Raw genomic sequence first — 19,935 nt, 5'->3', positions numbered from 1 at the left:
TTTTTGTAAAATAATCTTAATGTTAAATTTACAAGTTTTTATGATTAACTTAACAATTTCGTTTTAGAATGTTCTTTGTAAGAGAGAGTAAGACATTCAACTAGGGGGAAACGACATTGTTAAACAAAAAGAAGTTTACTAGAAAGCTAATTCCAGTAGCAGTTCTTTCAACAGTCGCATTCGGAGGTTTAATGGGTGCTATATCACCTGCAGAGGCAAAACAGCAGGCTAATAGTAATGCGGAAATCAAGAATGTCATTGTCTTAATTGGTGATGGTATGGGAGTATCTTATACGTCTGCATATCGTTACTTAAAAAATGATCCTTCGACTAAAATCGCTGAAAAATCAGCATTTGATCAATACCTTGTTGGACAGCAAATGACATATCCAGAAGATCCTGCACAAAACGTAACAGACTCAGCATCTGCAGCAACTGCAATGTCGGCAGGGATTAAAACGTATAACAATGCCATTGCAGTGGACAATGATGGATCAGAAGTAAAAACCGTGCTTGAAGCGGCTAAAGAACAAGGAAAAGCAACAGGTCTTGTGGCGACTTCGGAAATCACCCATGCAACTCCAGCTTCATTTGGATCACATGATGAAAGCCGTAAAAACATGAACTCGATTGCAGATGACTACTATGATGAAATGGTAAATGGTCAGCATAAAGTTGATGTTATGCTTGGCGGAGGTGTAAGCAACTTCGTTCGTAACGATCGTAACTTAACAGAAGAATTCAAAAAAGCTGGATACAGCTATGTAACAAATAAAGAGGAATTATTAAAAGATACGAACAAACAAGTACTTGGTTTATTCGCACAGGGCGGACTACCAAAGATGATCGACCGTCCAGCTGAAACTCCTTCGCTTGAAGAAATGACAAACGCAGCAATCACTCGTTTAAGTCAAGATAAGGAAGGTTTCTTCCTTATGATCGAAGGAAGCCAAGTGGACTGGGCAGGACATGACAATGATATTGTCGGTGCCATGAGTGAAATGGAAGACTTTGAAAAAGCATATAAAGCTGCCATTGAATTTGCAAAAAAGGACAAGCATACACTAGTAATTGCAACTGCTGACCATTCTACTGGAGGATATTCCATCGGTGCGGATGGTATCTATAACTGGTTTGGCGAGCCAATCAAAGCAGCAAAGCGTACACCTGACTTCATGGCAGGGGAAATCGCAAAAGGTGCAGGTGTTGAAGAAACATTGAAGAAGTATATTGATCAAAATGTTCTCGCGTTAACACCAGAAGAAATCCAATCTGTGGAGGCTGCAGCGGCTACTAAAAAAGTTCTCGATATTGACAATGCAATAGAAAATATCTTTAATAAGCGTTCACACACTGGCTGGACAACAGGCGGACATACAGGCGAAGACGTTCCTGTCTATGCATTTGGACCTTCAAGTGAAAAATTTGCTGGACAAATTGATAATACTGATATTGCGAAAAATGTCTTCGATGTTTTAAAATATGACATCAAAATCGAAGATAAATAAGAGATTACAAGTTAAATATCCCGTTGCTACACTTCATGGCAACGGGAACTTTTTTTGAAGATAAAATCATAGGGAGGAAACATCATGAAGCAATCTCTTAATCTCCTATTATTAATCTTATTGCTTGTTGGTTGTTCAGCAAATGCTGCTACTGTAAATAATGAAAAAAATACGGTTGATAACACAAAAGCAGAAGAGACTTTAAAAGAAACAAACAAGTCTGAGAATCAGGAAACGAATGAGAAGTATCAGCCCAATCCACAAGTAACGGATGACCAGTCTTTACTTAAAGTTGGCCAAACCTATTCCGATGCAAAAGGTGAAGCCACGTTAAAAGCCATTAATCAAGTTAACCAAACATATAAAGTGGGACCAATCGAATTGACAGTAAAAGAGATGAAATTGATTCACTTGAGACCGGATTATAGTATGATTGATTATTTTCATGTGCTAACTCATGAAGAGGGATTTGATTTTGTTAAAGTTTTCGTTGAGGTCAAAAACACCACTTCAGAGAAAGTCAATTTTGCACCAATCGCACTTCTTAAAACTAACTCAGGTGAAACATTTGATTGGGAAAAAGATATTTACCTTGATGAGTTAAACGGTGAAATTGCTGGGAATAGTACAAAGTCAGGTAACCTTGGCTTTATTGTGAATGCATCAGAGAGTGGAACGCATAATGGTGGAGACACAAAAAACATTGAGTGGATTGAAATAACTACAAGTGATGTTTTTGATAAAGAAGGAAAGAAAATCAACGAATCGGAAAAGATTAAAATTGAATTTTAACCTCCCGCTGCAAGGTCGGTGAGGCTCAGAGTTGAATAAGACGACATAAAAAAAATGATTTCATCATATTTATCATCAATGAAAGGATAAAGAGGTGAAATCATGTTAAGCAATGTTGGCAGAAGATTCATCTGGTTTCTGATCGGAAGTACGATTTTTACTTCCTTTATCGGATATGCCCTGTTTAAGGCTGGCCTTATATCATTTCCAGGTATTACTAAATCCCAAAGAGCATTGAATATTAAAGATCATAATCGAAATAGAAGAGTTGGTAGAATTCGAGTGACTTAGAGATTTCTAAATCATCACTGTATCCTTATTATTAAACAGAGCAATACTCGATGAGAAATACCAAACCCCATTTCATTAGAAAATGGGGTTTTATTTTTTAGCTCAACAACCAATATGAACTTTAATCAAAAATGTGGTGAGCTATCCTGATTTATTTTTAACTCAATTGCGGATTTAAGAAGTTTACAAATGGTTGTCACACCTTGTGTTAATTGTTGTCCATTCATATAAGAAAAGCTCAATCTTAAATGATGATTTTCTTGCTCTGTAGCGTAACAAGCAGACCCAGGTAAAAAAGTGATTTGTTCTTTTTTTGCCTCTATTAAGAGGTGATCCGTATTAATCCAAGAAGGAAGAGTGAGCCATATGTTTAATCCTCCTTTTGGTATGTACCAATAAACTTCTTTAGGTGCATGTTGTGACAGTATTTCCAGAACAAGATCGCGCCTTATCTTTAGAGCAGTTCTTAATTTTTTTAGATGATCCATCATTCTCTTTGAAGTAATAAATGGGATGATGGCTTTCTGTGTAAGTAAAGGACTCCCTAAGTCGGTGTTTGCCTTTGCAGCTAATAGACGTTTAAATATAGAACCAGAAGCAGCTAATATTCCAATTCTACAACCTGGGGCTAATATTTTGCTTAAACCTTTCAAGTAAATGACATGACCGTCTTGGTCCAGACTTTTCATTGGTGCAGGTGGTTTTTTTTCAAAATAGATTTCACTACATGGATCATCCTCAATCACTAAACACTGCGTACTTTTAGCGATCTCAAGTATTTGTCTGCGGCGTTTTGTGGGCATCACAGCACCAGTTGGATTGTGAAAAGTAGGGACGGTATAAATGATCTTAGGTTTATACTTATCACACAAATTCTGAAGTAAATCCACTCTCATTCCTTCGCTGTCAACAGGCACGGTAAGAATGGTGGCACCTCTCCCACGAAACACATCAATAGCTCCTGGATAAGTGGGAGCTTCCATAAGTACTGCATCACCTGGTCCAACAAAAGTACGAGCAATTAGGTCAATTCCTTGTTGTGAACCACTTGTAACTAATATATTATCAGGGGAAGCAGGCACGTCCATCCTTTGTAAATACTCTACCATTGCCTGCCTAAGCGCTTTATCACCTTGGATTTCTCCATACTGTGAGAGAACTTTTGGGTTTTCAGAAAGCATCCTATGAATCTCCTGTTCTAAGTATCGATTAGGTAGTAGTCCAGGATCTATCATAGAAGATGAAAGATGAATTTTTTCAGGGACTTGATGATAACGTGCAAATTGAGACCTTGGTAAATAATCTTGAACGGAAAGTTGCCAATCGTATGAACTTGTTCCTTCATTCCTATCTATTTCTTCCATTTTTGTCTTTCTAATAAACGTTCCTTTTCCTTGAACAGACGTGATAAATCCCTCTTGTTCTAGCTTTTGATAGGCCTTTACTACAGTTACTAAACTAACCCCAAGCTGTTTTGAGAGCTCGCGTACAGAAGGTAATTGTAATTCTTCTTCTAAGAGATCGGAACGGATATGATCAAGAATGGAATGGTATATTTGCTTTGTTATTGAAATGTCAGCATTTCGTTGTATCTCAATGTACATGACCTTATCTCCTTTAAGTGTTATACATAGGTGTTGAGTGTTATACACAAACAGATGTAAACTATCTATAAATTGTTAAATACATAATAACACTGGAGGAAATGAGATGAAATATTTTGTAGTTGATGCTTTTGCAGAAAAGGTTTTTGAAGGAAATCCAGCGGGAGTATGTATTATGAATGATTGGATTTCAGATGAACTCATGCAGAAAATAGCGATGGAAAATAACCTTTCGGAAACAGCTTTTGCAGTAAAAGAAGCAACTCATTATCGACTGAGATGGTTTACACCTGGAGGAGAGATTAACCTTTGTGGGCATGCCACGTTAGCAACAGCATTTATCATTCTAAATTATTATGAAAAGCAATTAGATAGTGTCAAGTTCAATACAATCAGTGGAGAGTTAATTGTAACTAAGAACGATGATTTATATGAACTGGATTTCCCGTCTGTTCCATCAGAAGAAATCTCCTTTACTGAGCAAATGGTCAGCGCTTTGGGAATTGTGCCAAAAGAAACATACTTAAATAGAGATCTTGTTTTCGTTTTAGAGTCCGAAGAAGAAGTGGGAAACGTAAGCCCTGACTTTGCCAAATTAGAAACATTGCCAGAAGGATTGGGTGTTTGTGTTACTGCCCAAGGAAGCGAATATGATTTTGTTTCCCGAGGATTTTTCCCTAAGCTAAAAGTAAATGAAGATCCCGTAACAGGTTCCTTACACTGTAGCTTAATTCCGTTTTGGGCAAATAGGCTAGGAAAAAAGGAAATGGTGGCTAGACAATTATCAAGTAGAGGTGGAACGCTTTATTGTAAATATGAGGATACACGAGTAAAGATGGCTGGAAGAGCAGTTCTATATTCAGTAGCCGAATTAAATATTGGGGTTTAAGTTGGAAATATGTAATGAGTACCCATAAGAAACCGCAATATATTCTAAAAAAATGAGGTGAAGGCTTGAAACGAATTCATTATAGTTGGGTTATTTTATTTATTGCGTTTTTTTCTATTATTACAGCAGGTATCATTCGTTCCTCATCAGGGGTCTTCATCGTTCCTTTTGAAAATGAATTTGGATGGGACCGCTCAACCATTTCATTTGCTTTTGCAATTAGTCTTCTTCTATACGGCATATCAGGCCCATTTATGGCTGCTTTAATTGAGGCCATTGGCCTAAAGAAAATGATGATTTTAGCAACTTCAACATTATTGGCCGGTATTCTTCTCACCTTTTTTATGGTGAAACCATGGCAGTTAATTTTGATTTGGGGGATTATTATCGGTTTGGGCTCAGGTTTGTTTTTAACTGTACTAAGTCCATATATTGCAAATCAATGGTTTGAAAAAAGGAGAGGACTTGCACTCGGGATTTTAACAGCAAGCACCGCAACAGGACAATTACTTCTCCTACCATTGCTAGCTATAATTGTAGAAACCCATTCTTGGAAATGGGCGATGGGTCTAATTCTTTTCCTATGCCTCATTATGTTGGCTATCATTATATTATTTATGAAAAATTCACCTCCAGAAGCGGGGCTTCTACCGTATGGGCAAGAAGAGGCTCCAATTGTAAATAAGATAGGACAAAAGGAAAATCCAATAATGATTGCTTTTCGAACTTTATTTGAAGCTGTAAAAGTAAAGGAATTTTGGTTACTTGCAGGGAGCTTTTTTATCTGTGGTCTTTCCACGAGTGGACTGATTGGTACTCATTTTATTTCATACTGTATAGGCTTTGGTTTTACCGCTGTAACAGCAGCTTCCATGCTCTCATTAATGGGGGTATTTGATTTAATAGGAACAACTCTTTCTGGTTGGTTATCCGATCGGTTTGATAATCGATGGTTGTTGTTTTGGTATTACGGTTTAAGAGGAGTTTCCCTTTTGTTTCTCCCATTTGCGCTTTCTGATGGTTCTTATATTTATCTAATCATATTCTCTGTGTTTTACGGCTTAGATTGGATTGCTACTGTACCTCCAACAGTAAACATTTCTAGACAAATCTTTGGAATGGAGAAAAGTGTTGTGGTGTACGGATGGATCTTCGCAGCCCATCAATTAGGCTCAGCAGTAGCTGCAGGTGGAGCAGGAATATTATACAGGATGTTCAACTCCTATTCATGGGCATTTGCTTTAGCTGGAATGTTTTGTTTATTAGCATGTCTATTTGTAATGGTGATAAAAAAGCAACGTTTTGCAGTTAAGGAAAATGAATCTTATTTAGCTAAATAAGGTAAAACTCTAGAGAAATTTCAAAACGATAATCCCGAAATGGAATCTTTTTTTATTGCCAAAGTTGTGTAAATATTACACAATAGATTGGACAATGAAGATGATTACGGAGTTGATTAACCATGAATGAATATGTAGACACCATAGAAAAAAGAGAAGAATTTATGAATCTATGGAATCAAATTGCCATAGAGAGGAAGTACCATGTAACAGATCTTAGGGAAAACTCTGAAGCTTATATTCTATAGGATAAAGCCGGTATAAGCGTTGGAACAATCGAATTTGTTCCTTGTGATATCGATCTATTAGAAATGAATGATTTAGTGGATATATCGAAAGAAACCCGCATTATGCAAAACCTAAAGCATTCTTATCAGTCAAAAAATGGGCATAAAAAAAGAGTTTGGCTCAAAAACTGTTTTCTTGGAGCTTCTTAAACTTGCAGCCATGCATGCTAAAAACAATCATGTACGATATTATGTTAGCTTCCTAGAGAAAAATCATTATGACAAATTAACGGAAAAGTTTAAATTTCGAATCGAAAAAATTGGTGAGGAAGTACTGATTAATAGAAAGAAATTCGTACCGGTTCTAATTGACGTTGAAGATTCAATTCAAAACACTCAAGGCTATCCCATCTATATTAAATCCATTGCCTACTTGGTGAAAAGCTCTCAAAAAGTAAAAGCGTTTTTTGCCTAATCGTAAAGTTCATGATGGTGAATTGATATGATATAATTAAATTCCTTGGCAGGGGCAACATAAAAAGGAAGCATGTGTTATTTTAGGTGACACATGCTTCTTTTTTATAATTATGGAGAAGATATTATTGTAATCTTCTTGTTTTATTAAGGGGTTAACCTTAGGTTTCCCTTCTATCGAAATTTTGCTAATGTAGAGATAATAAGAAAACCCAACCTTCCTAAGAAAATTGTGCTTTTTTACATATCAAAGGCTTAATTATGTCCACTGATTGGATGTGGAACATAGGGGTCTTCAAGAAATGCAATTTCTTCAGGTGATAGCTTAACAGATAAAGAACCTACAGCACCTTCGAGATGAGAGATCTTCGTGGCACCGATAATAGGAGCAGTTACTGGTTCTTTCTGTAGCAGCCAAGATAGTGCGATATGAATACGAGGAACGCCACGTTTTTCTGCGATTGCGGCAACTCGTTCTACAACCAATCGATCAGCATCTGCAGTGGCATCATATTTAGACTTTTGAACTTGGTCAGTTTCGGAGCGGTGTGTTGTTTCAGACCAATCACGTGTTAGTCTCCCTGATGCCAGAGGACTATACGGAGTTACCCCAATTCCTTCCTCCCTACAAAGTGGCAGCATTTCCCTCTCTTCTTCACGGTATATGAGGTTGCAATGATTCTGCATCGATACAAAGCGAGTCCAACCATTTTTCTCTGCTACATGTAATGCCTTTTGGAACTGCCATGCATACATGGCAGAAGCACCAATGTATCTTGCCTTTCCAGCCTTCACCACATCATGTAATGCTTCCATCGTTTCTTCAATAGGGGTATGATAATCCCAGCGGTGGATAATATAAAGGTCTACATAATCGGTTCCGAGGCGTTTAAGACTCTTATCAATTTCGCTCATGATTGCTTTTCGGGAAAGTCCTGCACCATTTGGACCTTCTTGCATACGACCATGAACCTTCGTAGCAAGTACAACTTCATCACGATTGGCATAATCCTTTAAAGCACGTCCAAGTATTTCCTCACTTGTGCCCATTGAATAAACATTTGCAGTATCAAAGAAATTGATTCCAAGCTCTAGGGCTTTTTTTATAATTGGGCGACTCTTTTCTTCATCAAGAACCCATTGATGAATCCACTTTTCTGCTTCACCAAAACTCATACAGCCAAGACAAAATCTAGATACATCCAATCCTGTATTCCCTAGTTTCACATATTCCATTTATCTATTCCTCACTTTCATTTAATAGCACATTTCGATTTCAGTTTGGTTATTGCACTATTAATTATGTCACGAATAGTAAACAAAACCTAAACCCATTCGTATCATGTTTTTGCCTAATCCTATCAAACCACTTTCTCACTCAACGAATATCCAGTAAAATGAAAACATCTAAGATTAGGTAGAAGGAGAAAAAAATATGTCTGAGAAAATCGACAAGCAGCATGAACTTGGCAAACTTATTGAGCGTTATACAGGTCAGGATGGTGTTCATCCAACCTCTATTCCATCATTATTTCTCATTCGTGAGTCCATTATCACCGAGCCAATCTCCAGAGTGAATGAGCCCTCCTTTTGCATTATCGTCCAAGGAGAGAAAGAGGTATGGTTGGGAGAGGAATGTTTTAGGTATGGTCCTGGCAATTACATTGTTGCATCCGTTGACTTGCCAGTTACAGGACAAGTTATTAGGGCCTCATCCGATTCTCCATATTTGGCACTTAAACTTGAATTTACACCGAGCGAAATCTTAGAGGTAATAAATGATTCGTATATTCAATCAGGACAGAAAAAAAATGCGAAACGAGCGATGTTTATTAGCGAAGCAGAGCCATCTTTGCTGGATGCAGTAATCAGATTAGCTTGTTTGTTAGACAATCCAAAACATATTCCAATACTTGCTCCATTATTTAAGAAGGAAATCCTTTATTGGGTTCTACAGGGTCCAAACGGGGAAGCACTGGGGCAAATGGCGTTAGAAGGTAGCAATGCACTCCGAGTTAGAAACGTAATCGAACATATCATTCGTAACTATGAAAAAACTTTTCGAATAGAGGATTTAGCGGAAATTGCGAATATGAGTGCGGCTTCGTTTCATCGCCATTTTAAGGAGGTAACTGCTATGAGTCCGATTCAGTTTCAAAAACAATTGAGATTGCAAGAAGCTAGGCGACTGTTATTAGCTGAGTCATCAGACGTAGCTGATGTCGCATTCAGGGTGGGCTACGAAAGTCAATCACAATTCAGTCGAGAATATTCCCGCATGTTCGGTTTTTCACCTAGAGCGGATATAAACCGACTTAGGGAGAGCTATATTTAAATGAACAAAGTGTATGCTAAAACAGAGCATGGAGGATGCTGTAAAGATAAGACACTAGTAGGGCATGTTTTGAAAAAATCAAAACGTGCCCTACTTTTTATTTCTTTGAAAATGTAATCCAATGGGATGTACTAAAAATACCGAACGGACAAGCAATTAAGATCAACTTTATTATTTCATGAATTAATCTACTCCAGCAGAGAATTCTTTCGAAATTCTGTCGGGCTAAGCCCTGTCCACCTTTTAAATTGCCTACTAAAATGGGAGAGATTTTTATAACCTAACCGATTGGAAATCTCTTTTAAAGAAACATCGGGCTGCTGTATTAAAATCTTGGCTTCCTGCAATTTCAGTTGTGATAAGTATTTTCGCGGTGACATATTATAGACTTTTTGAAAAATTTCTAATCCATAATTAGGACTTATACCAAGGGAAGCAATAATTGGCTGTATATGAATTGGATTATCTATAACCTCATTATCTATGTAGCTTCTTTTAAAATTTGTTTTTATGGCATCTGCAATTTCTTTGGCGTATTTTGTTGTTGTCATCGATTCATTTATGAGTGTTTTATTATTTTGTGAAACAATGTCTGCAAATACCTCTAACAGTTCAAACAGGACGATCTGTACCTGCAGTTTATATTTAACAGTTTCAACATTTGTTACAAGTAGCCGATCATACCATTTTTCAAGTGTACTTTTAAGTCTTTGATAGAATGGAGATGCGGGAGTATAAATTAACTCACAGTTTTTCAACATTTCGATGCGTAAAGAAGGCTCGTCTATATCAAAATGAGCGCAAAAATAAGTCATAGAGTCATTTGAAATACATCTATTGGTATGGTCAAACCCTGGAGGAATAAGTAGGATATCGCCACTGTTTACTATATAACTTTCTCTTTCAATGATTGTTTCCTGTTTACCATCCAATACAATCAAAATTTCAAAGGCATGATGGAATTCTTTTGATACGAACCAATCCTTTGAAACTGTTTGCATATGAGCACCAAAAAACCGTATGTTCCAGTCAATCATAGGAAATCGGATTGCATTAGTAGAATTATAGGTATTTTTATGGGGATCTTCAATCATCGTTTGCTCCTTTGATTTGGGTAAATTTCTCTTTGATAGGACAATCGCCTTTTTATATCCGTTTTTATTATAATTTAAATAAATGATGATAACTATTACAAAGTGAAAAAGGGTAAATAGTAAAGGAGAGGTAACGATGAAAAACCAAGCATTTAATCCATATTTGCCAAGTTATGAATATATTCCTGATGGAGAACCGTATGTATTTGGTGACAGGGTATACGTTTACGGGAGTCATGATAAGTTTAATGGAAAGTTTTATTGTGAAAATGATTATGTTTGTTGGTCTGCTCCTGTAGATGATCTAAGTAACTGGAGATATGAAGGGGTAATCTACCAAAAAATACAGGACCCAATGGGGCAAAGTGATAATAGATTGTTATTTGCACCGGATGTACAACAGGGACCAGACGGCAGATACTATCTATACTATGCATTTGATTTTCTGGGAGTCATGGCAGTAGCAGTTTGTGATTCACCTGCTGGTAAGTATGAATTTTACGGACATGTGCAGTACAAGGACGGAACGCTGCTTGGTGCAAGGGAAGGCGAGGCATTTCAGTTTGATCCGGGTGTACTAGTAGACGATGATGGAAGAGTCTATCTTTACTCCGGTTTTTGCCCTAAGGACTTCCCATGGGACCAATTGGGACTTGAAGATCAAACCATTAAAGGCGGGATGGTCATTGAACTGGAAGCAGATATGATTACGGTAAAAGAAGAACCTAAATATATCTTTCCAGACAAAACTCGCGGTTTAGGTACAGATTTTGAAGGACATGAATTTTTTGAAGCATCTTCCATTCGAAAGATTGCTGATACCTATTATTTTGTTTATTCATCTTTTTATGGGCATGAATTATGCTATGCAACCTCCAAGAGCCCAGTTGGTGGTTTCGAATATGGAGGAACGATTATCTCCAATGGGGATATTAACTTGAATGGAAGAACAGACGAAGAAGCGTTGAATTATACAGGTAATAATCATGGCAGCATTGTCGAAATTAATGGTAAATGGTATGTATTTTATCATCGGCAGACAAATAAGCATCAATTTTCAAGGCAGGCATGTGCGGAGGAAATTCAAATTGAAGCTGATGGAAGCATCAAACAAGTTGAAATGACAAGTTGTGGACTAAATGTTGGTCCCTTACTTGGCAAAGGAGAATATCCTGCCTATATTGCTTGCAACCTTATGAGCAGATCAGGTGCTGTCCGTTATGAGTTTGGTTATGTGATTGATGAATCTCATCCGTACTTTACGCAAGAGGGTGAGGACAGGGAAGATCATCCTAATCAATATATTGCAAACATAACAGATGGAGCCATTGCAGGATTTAAGTATTTTGATTTTGTTGATGTTTCCAAGATTTCAGTTAAAGTCAGGGGAACTGGAAAAGGAAAACTTCTTGTAAGTACCACACTTGGTGGTGAAGAGGTTGCTGAGCTTGCTGTTTCACCTGGACAAGATTGGGGAATTTTTACGGCTCCACTAATGATAAGTGGAGTGAATGCTTTGTTCTTCACATACAAAGGTGAAGGGTCAATTGATCTCTTTTCCTTTAATTTAGAATAATACTGCTTATGGTTAATCGGGAAAGCACTGTCATGATGATAGTGTTTTTCTTTTTAATTTAAATTCATACTTTACAGGTAGGAATTGTAGGGTTATACTAATATTAATTAAAAAACGAACTTAAAAGTTGTTGAAATCAAGGGAAAACTTTTTTTAAAACTAAAGGAGTGTTTCTGATGAGAAATAATGATGAAAAAAAGCGACAAAAACTTATCAATAAATTAATTTTCTTAAACGTATATAACAAAGAAGATCAACAGCTATATAAATTATCACTATCGAAATTAGCATCTGAGTATAGAAGATACAAATTACAAAGCCATCCGCATGGGGAGTTCGGGTCTATTCAGTGGGTATAAATTAAGTAAATAAAGAAGATGCAGGCATTTTGGCAGCCTGCATCTTCTTTATTTTTAACGGTGACTCAACCAAGGGGACGGTTCTCCTGGCCTAAAAGGCCGGAGGAACCGTCCCCTTGGTTTCCGATAGTATTATTGTTTTGACTGCAGCGCCAACCATTGGAGTAGAGTTACATCTTTTCCTTTTACTTGGACGGGAGAAACATCGTAATCTAGTACACATTCGTCTTTGAGCATGTAAATCCAGGTACCATGGCCGAAGAATTCAAAAGGGTTGCCTTCGCTATCCTTGAAGTTGCCTGAGGTATCTACGACACTATCAAAATATGAAAAATGAACATTTGGAGCACCGGCTTCTAATAGACGCTCATATGTTGGAATCACTGTGATCTCAGGTTTTACAATTTCATCATTTTTTGCATGTGTGAACCAGATAGGGGTATTCTTGATATCTTCAATATTTTGATCACTGATCACCTCGTCGTAGAGGGCTTCACATACTGGATAGGCCGCTGCGAAGTAACCCGGGTAATCGATAATCATCCGCATCGTCATGAAACCGCCATTGGAACAACCACCAATGTAGATGCGATTTGTATCTATATCTGAATGACATTCGACAAATTCATCAATGAGCGCTTTCAATGCCGGCACGTATTTGGATTGTCCACTCTTAGTATACAGTCCGAAGCCATCGTCCATCCACATGGTCGGAACTTGTGGAGCAAGGACATAAGCACCTCCGAATAATCCTTGTACTTTTTCGCTCGATAGGTTTACAACATTATTACCGGTATAAGCAATCTCCGTTTCATATCCCCCTTCTCCTGCACCGTGCAGCCAAATGATCAAAGGACGTTTTCCTCTGCCCATTTTTGGTGAATAATAGCCAAAACGTAGAGGCATATCTGAATATGATGACTCGCTGTTTGCCCAACCTTTGACTTGCTCCATTTTACCGCCGCTGAAATGATCATAGACAAGCCCTGAAAATGAACCATTATCGGTTTGTAGTTCTTTCACCTGCGTTATGCGAAAATCGCAGAAAACATATACATTATGTCCCGGTTCCATAAACGCAGTTTCCGAGTTTAAACGATTGATTGCTTCACATTCAAGCTCCAGCGTTACGTGACTTCCAATTTCAGTTTTGTTTCCTTCAATGTCCGATGTATACGCTCTTGTAACACGACAATATCCTTTTGAAGGATAAAGAACTTCTGAATTCCAATCTTTTCTGAGTTCAATCACTTCTCCTGTTTTTTTGTTACGTCTCTCGACATAAACGTTGAAAGTATCATCCGAAAGCGCATCTGATTTAACAGATTGTGTCAGCGGAAGAATGAGTTTCGTTATGTACGGGCCATAGTCAGTTACTTCGGTCACAGTCATGTAAGAACGATTCATTTTTATCTCTCCTTTTGTAAAATCACTAACTGATATTGACAATGATGACTATTATGAAAGGATTAGTTTATTTTACTAAATTTATTTATAAAGATTAAAGAAAATTCTTATTATATAGTATCGTATCATTCAAAAAAAGCGAATGTCAACGCTTTCTCTACTAAACTTAAAAATATTTATAAAAAAATTTATCTATATTAATAGTAGTTTAATATGTGTTACATATAAAAATACTAAAAACCTATATAATCAATGATTTTTAACTAAAATATTTTATATAGTTGATTGACTGATTATTTAGTAGTTGCTAATATTAGGTAAAGGGTTAAAAGGAAAGCTAAAATAATTTAGTTTTTTAAGTGAGGAGAAAGTATGGAAAAGTTAAAAATCTCAGAAAATGGAAGATTTCTTACACAACAGAGTGGAAAGCCATTTATTTGGTTGGCAGATACAGATTGGACAATCGTACAGAGATTAAAATGGGATGATGTTGAATATTTAATGCAAAAACGAAAATCACAAGGATTTACTGTGCTTCAAATTGTTGCACTTGACCCAGAGCAAGATAAGGAAATGAGAAATCCAGCTGGAGATAAGGCTTTATTAAATGATAATTTGTCGACTCCTAATGAAAAATATTTTCAGTATTTAGACTTGATAATAGACAAAGCGGAAGAATATGGTTTTTACGTCCTATTACTGCCTGTTTGGGGAGAACTCGTAGTAGGTCATAACTGGATGGGTGAGTTTTCAGAAAAAATTGTTACGAAAGAAAATGCTTTTCAATATGGAGAATGGATAGGTAATCGCTATAAAGATAGAACTAATATCATTTGGTGTTTAGGTGGGGATAGGCAGCCTATTCATTTAGGAGTGGATTACAAGGATGTTTGGCGGAATATGGCTGAAGGTATTGCAAAAGGTGTTCTAAATAAGGATATTAAACATAACGAAAAAGATCCTGATTGGGAAAAGCTTTTAATAACTTATCATGCATGCCATGAAGCAGAGACCGGGGAATGTTCAACCATGTCTTATTGGACGGATGATGACGCTTGGATATCTTTTATTACGATTCAATCCGGACATGGATTAACGCCGAAAAATTATCAATTAGTGAAAATTGATTATAATAGAAAGAATCCAATGCCTGTTTTTGATGGAGAACCTGCTTACGAAGACATGCCAACAACCTGGCCAATTAAGTCTGATTTCCATGGGGGATGGATGGTAAGGAAACGTGCCTATTGGAGTTTGTTTGCAGGATCCTTTGGTCATACATATGGTCATCCATCCGTGTGTTGGATGATTTCTGAAAAGGAAAGAGACAATTTTAGAAGATATTCTTGGTTTGAAGCTTTAGACCGACCTGGCGCATGGCAAATGAAAATCTTGCGTGACTTTTTGGAATCTAGAGATTTAAGTCAGTGTATTCCTTGTCAGGAATTACTAATTAAGCAGAATGATAAGGTTGAAGATGTTACAGATGAACACATTCAGGCATGTATAGAAAAAGAAGGAAAATTCTATTGCTTATACTTCCCATCAGGTGGAGAAGAAACCGTAGATTTAAGTAAATTGAAAATAGATCAGTTACAAATTTGGTGGTTTAATCCCAGAGATGGACAATGTTATACACAAGAGAATGTTATAACAGATAAAGCAAGTAGTTTAGAATTAATAAAGCGAGATGGTGAGATAAGTGTATTAAAAATAAAAACACCAACCAGAGGAATTGAGCAGGATTGGGTGTGTGTGATAGAAAATAGAAATAATCACTCAACAGTTCCCGGTAAAGCAAAAATTTATGGAGAACTGCCTGTACCGCCTGAAATCAAGAAAACATTTATGTGGTGACATAATTTATGTATGTAACCACAAATAAAAACCCTTGTGGTATTAATCTCCACAAGGAGCTTTGGCGATTAGTAAAGGGTAGGAAAAGGATTACAGGCAACAGCATCAATAAATCTTGGATCAATTCCATAAAACATCCAGAAGGCACCGTTCCATCTATAACCAGAAACTTCACCATACTCGATACGTGTTGGATAAAACCAAAAGCCTTCCCCGTTTATAAGCCAAACATAAGTATTTTGGTTTATACAGTCAATAATATAGGATACCGAAGGTTTTGTTGGAATGTATGTTGGGGGAGGCGATTGTGGTTGTTGTCTCATTGGACCGTGAGGCGGCAAAAATGCCATATGAATCACTCCTTTCCAGAATAGGTATTCAACATAATATGATTAAACAACCAGAAGGTTAAATAATGGACGAAAACTACATAACGCTTATAAAAAAAGTAGTGCAAACCAAATCCTTGGTCTGCACTACACTTTTTTTGATTGTTAATCAACTGATCCGGTTTGTTTGATTTCTAAATCTACATTTACATGAATTTTTACTGTAGGATAATCCTGATTCCATTGTTTTTCATTAAATTTACGGAAGTGTTCTTTATATTTTGCTCCTAGACCTACAGGGTCAACTTTATGCTTTTGAAATTGGGATAAGATCGTTAAGGCACTTTTTTCTAATTGCTGTTCAACCTGTTTTTGATATTTCCTCTTATCAAAAGTCTGCCTTTTTTTCTCTGTGGGTGCGAATTCTTGAAGTTTTGTTCGCATTTTTAGATGAATCGTAAATTCTGGTCTATTGTGAACCATTTTTACTTTATACTTTACTTTTGAACCCAGTGTTTCAAGAACAACCTTATCATTATTTTTTAAAATAAATTGGCGTAATCCAGTTCTATTTTTATCAACAAGTGCCTTAAAAATAAATAGATCATCCATTGAAATCGATGTAACATATTGATCATCCTTAAAAATTGCCATGCCAGTAATCCTAATATTATCTGCTGCCTTTTTTATTAAAGGCAAATATGGATCCTGTCCAATTTGAAAAAATTGAAATAAAAAGGATTGTAAATTAGTTTGAGGAAGTAGTCCCATTTTCATATTGTGCTCCAGCAATTCTTGGATATGAATAGAAACATTCTCATTTTTAAATTTCTTCATTTTAAATAATTCATTAGAATCACCATCTACAATGGCCATTTGAACAAGGCTCCCAATAGCCGGGTCACGATTTAATGTATCTACAAAATCATTTATCCCATTCTTTGCAATTTTTTTGCTATAAAGCGCAACACGAACCTGGCCGCTTACCAATGGATAGCGGGTTTCGTTATTTAAGATCGAACGAATCTCTTTACTGGATTTTCCTATAGCTGTCCTGACTTCTGAAGAAGAAGTTTTGTCTTTTTTAAAACTTGGAAATACAATCGTTCCCTTTATACCCTTTTCTCCGGCCAGATCATACCCTACACCTTGAGACATATCGATTTCATTAACAATGTTGGTTGGGAGAAAGGTGCACCCTGATAATAATAAAATTAGAAACAAACAAATCGCTGACCTATTCATCATTTTGCTTACTCCTTGTTAAAAAAGTTAAAACAAGTAAGAGCAGGGGGATATAGCCGTAAAAAATCCATAAATTCATTTGGATGATAGATTTATTCAGCATGTCTTTCAAGGAACCGTTAAATTGACAAAGAATAATACTTAAGATGCAAAGAAGGAGTAGTGTATACTTTTGCTTCCTGTTAAAAATGATCTTTAAACCTCTACTTGAGCACCATAAAAAAAGGGCGATCAAAGCACTAATGATAATCAAATACATGGATATATATAGGTACTCAAAACGCTCCAAGAAAGACAGGGTAACTGTTTTTGTTAAAGAAAGTTCAGGCCAAATTGTCGTTTTTAACTGATTTTCACTATAAAAGGTAAAGGAAACAATAGCAGAAATTGTATACAGTAAAGTAGTAAATAAAACACCTAAATGAGCGAATTTTTTTGAGGCTTTAGGATCTCTTATAAATGGATAGTACATCAACAATGCCTCAGTACCTGCTATTGAATACATCGAGCTTTTAATGGAGTCCGCCATGTCCATAAAGGAATGATTCATGATAGGCAGCAAATTTGAAAAGTGTGCATATTTTAACGGAAAAATAAAAAGGGCGATTAGCAAGATTTGCGGAAATATAAAAGATAAAAAAGACATACCGACAATAACCCGAAAACCTCCAGAAACACAATAATACACGGATAGTAAAATTATAGTAGAAAGAACCCAAGAGGGTATAGTAGGAAACATCCATACTTGTATGATCTCTATAAACCCAATTAAAACAGAAACACTTGCTAGCCAATAATAAATCATGATAAAAAAGCTAATAAATTTGCCTAGCCCATTTCCAAAAATAGTGGTATGAACATCGATAATATCTCCATTGGCTTTTCCTAAAAGTTTGTACATCACCCAAATAAACGCTTGTACTAAACACCCAGCAGCTAATACACCAATCCAGGCATCATATCCAGCTTTTGCGGCAATGGTCCTTTGAAAACTTAATATGCCAACACCGACCTGGGAATTGTAAATGATAAAGAAGACTAGATAGGGAGAAACTTGATGTCTAATATTGGCCTGCAAATTGTTTTTCCCCTTTACGATTTATTCATAAAAATCGTTCGCCGGCCCCGTTTTTTTTCCTGTACCGGTTGATTTCCTCTTCTTTTGAGGTCTCAAGGTTGTTGGGTTTTCTTTTTGCATCGAAAAAGGGAGCCTTACCCATAAATCTTGAAAGGAAGTATTCCGGATAGGATACTGGCTTAAATATGGTCGCCCAAGTGACGTTAACCGCAGTAAATGGATTTGTGTGAGTAGGAAGCCTAAAAACACCCCAAGCAAACCAAACCATTGGGCCAGAAAAATGACTGGAAACTTGATAAACCGAATCGTATTACTAAATTTATATACAGGTGAGGTGTAGGAAGCTAAAGATCCGAGTCCTACTAAAATAAGCAATACATTGCTCGTTAATCCGGCTTCCACCACAGCCTGCCCGATAACAATACCACCTACAACACCGAGGGATTGTCCGATCTTAAGCGGCAGACGGATTCCGGCCTCTTTTACCATTTCAATCATTAATTCTAAAAAAAGAGCCTCTAAGAATGGGGCAAAAGGAACAGCTGCCCTAGAGCCTACAAGCGTATCTAGTAAACGTGCAGGAATCAATTCATAATGATAGGTCATAATGGCTACATACAAAGGACTTATCATTGTAGATAGAAACATAGCCGTAAGTCGCAATAAACGGAAGAAATTTGAAATGATCCAGGAATAACTATAATCCTCCATTGCAATAAAAGATTCCATGAAGGTAACTGGGAGGATGACAAGATTCGGTGAACCATCTGCTGCAATGATTATTTTTCCTTCTGTTAGTCCAGCGGCAACTCGGTCAACCCTTTCCGTTGATATCGATTGTGGAAATAAAGAATTAGAATTGTCTTCAATCATCGATGCAATATAAGAGCTGTCCTGTATATGGTCATATTGAATATCCTTTATTCTTTGGATGACCGTGTTTACATTTTCAGGATCAGCAATTCCATCCATGTAAAGTACAGCTACTCTTGTTTTGGATAGCTCTCCAACCTTCATTTCTTTAACAAGCAGTTCTAGAACAGGCAATCTTTTTCGAACTAGATTGATATTCGTGTCTAATTCTTCAATAAACCCAACCTGCGGTCCTAGTGCCGAGGATTCCATCGTTGCCATGCCGACATCTCGAAATTTATTGTTCGCAATATTGATTAATAAACATTCCTCATCATATTGATGCTTTTGGATAGCTAAGGACCCATTCAAAATGTTTTCGATGATTTTATCATCATCCCTTGTAAAAATAATCTCTTGAACAGGGATTCTAGTTTTTAATTCTTCAAGTGAAAGATGTTCATTTAAATAGGGCAGAACATCTTGATGTAAAATGTCTGATGAAATGAGGGTGCGATAATAAGATATCCAAAATGGTGCTTCGTCTTTTAATGATGTATGCTCATGAACGAAATCATTCGATTTTGATAATCGTTCAAGCCAATTTCGATCGTTCTTTTTATTTGAGCCCTCACCTTTATCCTTATCGCCATTTTTTAAGTTCATCTTTATCCCTCT

19 protein-coding genes are annotated in these 19,935 nt (G+C 36.7%); 11 read left to right on the top strand and 8 right to left on the bottom strand.

All coding sequences use genetic code 11. The features are described from left to right. Positions 1-116: 116 nt before the first annotated feature. From QUG14_RS08775 to QUG14_RS08765, 3 genes are all read left to right on the top strand, one after another. Positions 117-1,508 (top strand): alkaline phosphatase family protein, encoded by a 1,392-nt coding sequence (locus tag QUG14_RS08775; protein ID WP_289340135.1) that lies wholly within the window; start codon positions 117-119, stop codon positions 1,506-1,508. Between the two features lie 84 nt (positions 1,509-1,592). Continuing rightward, positions 1,593-2,300: a DUF4352 domain-containing protein gene (locus QUG14_RS08770; protein WP_289340134.1), complete on the top strand. Its 708-nt coding sequence runs from the start codon at positions 1,593-1,595 to the stop codon at positions 2,298-2,300. Between the two features lie 102 nt (positions 2,301-2,402). Next, positions 2,403-2,591 carry a hypothetical protein gene (locus QUG14_RS08765; protein ID WP_289340133.1) on the top strand — a complete coding sequence of 63 codons (189 nt, stop codon included), beginning with the start codon at positions 2,403-2,405 and terminating at the stop codon, positions 2,589-2,591. Between the two features lie 125 nt (positions 2,592-2,716). Here the strand turns inward: QUG14_RS08765 and pdxR are convergent, their stop codons facing one another. Further along, positions 2,717-4,195: a MocR-like pyridoxine biosynthesis transcription factor PdxR gene (gene pdxR / locus QUG14_RS08760; protein WP_289340131.1), complete on the bottom strand. Its 1,479-nt coding sequence runs from the start codon at positions 4,193-4,195 to the stop codon at positions 2,717-2,719. Between the two features lie 106 nt (positions 4,196-4,301). Here pdxR and QUG14_RS08755 point away from each other — a divergent pair, with 106 nt between their 5' ends. The 4 genes from QUG14_RS08755 (at position 4,302) to QUG14_RS08740 (ending at position 7,126) form a co-directional block, all read left to right on the top strand. Further along, positions 4,302-5,084, top strand: coding sequence for a PhzF family phenazine biosynthesis protein (locus tag QUG14_RS08755; protein ID WP_289340130.1), 783 nt, complete (start codon positions 4,302-4,304; stop codon positions 5,082-5,084). Between the two features lie 65 nt (positions 5,085-5,149). Continuing rightward, entirely contained in the window at positions 5,150-6,424 is a 1,275-nt protein-coding gene (locus QUG14_RS08750) for an MFS transporter (protein ID WP_289340129.1), read from the top strand. A 122-nt stretch (positions 6,425-6,546) separates the two neighbouring features. After that, positions 6,547-6,672 carry a hypothetical protein gene (locus QUG14_RS08745; protein ID WP_289340127.1) on the top strand — a complete coding sequence of 42 codons (126 nt, stop codon included), beginning with the start codon at positions 6,547-6,549 and terminating at the stop codon, positions 6,670-6,672. A 136-nt stretch (positions 6,673-6,808) separates the two neighbouring features. Continuing rightward, on the top strand, positions 6,809-7,126 hold the full coding sequence (locus QUG14_RS08740; RefSeq protein ID WP_289340126.1) for a hypothetical protein: 318 nt from the start codon (positions 6,809-6,811) through the stop codon (positions 7,124-7,126). Positions 7,127-7,380: 254 nt separating this feature from the next. On the opposite strand, the gene QUG14_RS08735 is transcribed toward QUG14_RS08740, so the two are convergent. After that, positions 7,381-8,361 carry an aldo/keto reductase gene (locus tag QUG14_RS08735; RefSeq protein WP_289340125.1) on the bottom strand — a complete coding sequence of 327 codons (981 nt, stop codon included), beginning with the start codon at positions 8,359-8,361 and terminating at the stop codon, positions 7,381-7,383. 199 nt (positions 8,362-8,560) lie between these two features. Here QUG14_RS08735 and QUG14_RS08730 point away from each other — a divergent pair, with 199 nt between their 5' ends. Next, positions 8,561-9,460 carry an AraC family transcriptional regulator gene (locus QUG14_RS08730; RefSeq protein ID WP_289340124.1) on the top strand — a complete coding sequence of 300 codons (900 nt, stop codon included), beginning with the start codon at positions 8,561-8,563 and terminating at the stop codon, positions 9,458-9,460. 188 nt (positions 9,461-9,648) lie between these two features. On the opposite strand, the gene QUG14_RS08725 is transcribed toward QUG14_RS08730, so the two are convergent. Then, on the bottom strand, positions 9,649-10,554 hold the full coding sequence (locus QUG14_RS08725; RefSeq protein WP_289340123.1) for an AraC family transcriptional regulator: 906 nt from the start codon (positions 10,552-10,554) through the stop codon (positions 9,649-9,651). Positions 10,555-10,690: 136 nt separating this feature from the next. On the opposite strand from QUG14_RS08725, the gene QUG14_RS08720 reads away from it, so the two are divergent. Beyond that, the gene (locus tag QUG14_RS08720) at positions 10,691-12,130 is read left to right on the top strand and encodes a family 43 glycosylhydrolase (protein WP_289340122.1); all 1,440 of its coding nucleotides are present in this window, start codon (positions 10,691-10,693) and stop codon (positions 12,128-12,130) included. Positions 12,131-12,306: 176 nt separating this feature from the next. Continuing rightward, positions 12,307-12,489: a Fur-regulated basic protein FbpA gene (locus tag QUG14_RS08715; RefSeq protein ID WP_289340121.1), complete on the top strand. Its 183-nt coding sequence runs from the start codon at positions 12,307-12,309 to the stop codon at positions 12,487-12,489. A 132-nt stretch (positions 12,490-12,621) separates the two neighbouring features. Here QUG14_RS08715 and QUG14_RS08710 read toward each other — a convergent pair whose 3' ends face one another. Further along, positions 12,622-13,896, bottom strand: a complete 1,275-nt coding sequence (locus tag QUG14_RS08710; RefSeq protein ID WP_289340120.1) for a hypothetical protein — start codon at positions 13,894-13,896, stop codon at positions 12,622-12,624. A gap of 372 nt (positions 13,897-14,268) precedes the next feature. Here QUG14_RS08710 and QUG14_RS08705 point away from each other — a divergent pair, with 372 nt between their 5' ends. Then, the gene (locus QUG14_RS08705; protein WP_289340119.1) at positions 14,269-15,753 is read left to right on the top strand and encodes a glycoside hydrolase family 140 protein; all 1,485 of its coding nucleotides are present in this window, start codon (positions 14,269-14,271) and stop codon (positions 15,751-15,753) included. A 68-nt stretch (positions 15,754-15,821) separates the two neighbouring features. Here QUG14_RS08705 and QUG14_RS08700 read toward each other — a convergent pair whose 3' ends face one another. The 4 genes from QUG14_RS08700 to QUG14_RS08685 all read right to left on the bottom strand — a co-directional run bounded on the left by QUG14_RS08700 (position 15,822) and on the right by QUG14_RS08685 (position 19,923). Further along, positions 15,822-16,103, bottom strand: coding sequence for a transporter (locus tag QUG14_RS08700; RefSeq protein WP_289340118.1), 282 nt, complete (start codon positions 16,101-16,103; stop codon positions 15,822-15,824). Positions 16,104-16,247: 144 nt separating this feature from the next. Continuing rightward, positions 16,248-17,330 (bottom strand): Ger(x)C family spore germination protein, encoded by a 1,083-nt coding sequence (locus tag QUG14_RS08695; RefSeq protein WP_289340116.1) that lies wholly within the window; start codon positions 17,328-17,330, stop codon positions 16,248-16,250. Continuing rightward, positions 17,320-18,405, bottom strand: a complete 1,086-nt coding sequence (locus tag QUG14_RS08690) for a GerAB/ArcD/ProY family transporter (protein WP_289340115.1) — start codon at positions 18,403-18,405, stop codon at positions 17,320-17,322. The genes QUG14_RS08695 and QUG14_RS08690 overlap by 11 nt, the downstream gene beginning before the upstream one ends. Before the next feature lie 21 nt (positions 18,406-18,426). Next, entirely contained in the window at positions 18,427-19,923 is a 1,497-nt protein-coding gene (locus tag QUG14_RS08685; protein WP_289340114.1) for a spore germination protein, read from the bottom strand. Between the last annotated feature and the right edge of the window lie 12 nt (positions 19,924-19,935).

The sequence above is a fragment of the Neobacillus sp. CF12 genome, assembly GCF_030348765.1.
Lineage (GTDB): Bacteria > Bacillota > Bacilli > Bacillales > Cytobacillaceae > Neobacillus.
This window is presented reverse-complemented; position numbering and strand designations above follow the sequence as displayed.

Coding starts and splice junctions, on each gene's coding strand:
- QUG14_RS08700 (WP_289340118.1), bottom strand. CDS start 16,103: ATGGCATTTTTGCCGCCTCACGGTCCAATGAGACAACAACCACAATCG.
- QUG14_RS08755 (WP_289340130.1), top strand. CDS start 4,302: ATGAAATATTTTGTAGTTGATGCTTTTGCAGAAAAGGTTTTTGAAGGA.
- QUG14_RS08705 (WP_289340119.1), top strand. CDS start 14,269: ATGGAAAAGTTAAAAATCTCAGAAAATGGAAGATTTCTTACACAACAG.
- QUG14_RS08710 (WP_289340120.1), bottom strand. CDS start 13,896: ATGAATCGTTCTTACATGACTGTGACCGAAGTAACTGACTATGGCCCG.
- pdxR (WP_289340131.1), bottom strand. CDS start 4,195: ATGTACATTGAGATACAACGAAATGCTGACATTTCAATAACAAAGCAA.
- QUG14_RS08695 (WP_289340116.1), bottom strand. CDS start 17,330: ATGATGAATAGGTCAGCGATTTGTTTGTTTCTAATTTTATTATTATCA.
- QUG14_RS08745 (WP_289340127.1), top strand. CDS start 6,547: ATGAATGAATATGTAGACACCATAGAAAAAAGAGAAGAATTTATGAAT.
- QUG14_RS08730 (WP_289340124.1), top strand. CDS start 8,561: ATGTCTGAGAAAATCGACAAGCAGCATGAACTTGGCAAACTTATTGAG.
- QUG14_RS08685 (WP_289340114.1), bottom strand. CDS start 19,923: ATGAACTTAAAAAATGGCGATAAGGATAAAGGTGAGGGCTCAAATAAA.
- QUG14_RS08735 (WP_289340125.1), bottom strand. CDS start 8,361: ATGGAATATGTGAAACTAGGGAATACAGGATTGGATGTATCTAGATTT.
- QUG14_RS08765 (WP_289340133.1), top strand. CDS start 2,403: ATGTTAAGCAATGTTGGCAGAAGATTCATCTGGTTTCTGATCGGAAGT.
- QUG14_RS08720 (WP_289340122.1), top strand. CDS start 10,691: ATGAAAAACCAAGCATTTAATCCATATTTGCCAAGTTATGAATATATT.
- QUG14_RS08770 (WP_289340134.1), top strand. CDS start 1,593: ATGAAGCAATCTCTTAATCTCCTATTATTAATCTTATTGCTTGTTGGT.
- QUG14_RS08715 (WP_289340121.1), top strand. CDS start 12,307: ATGAGAAATAATGATGAAAAAAAGCGACAAAAACTTATCAATAAATTA.
- QUG14_RS08740 (WP_289340126.1), top strand. CDS start 6,809: ATGGGCATAAAAAAAGAGTTTGGCTCAAAAACTGTTTTCTTGGAGCTT.
- QUG14_RS08725 (WP_289340123.1), bottom strand. CDS start 10,554: ATGATTGAAGATCCCCATAAAAATACCTATAATTCTACTAATGCAATC.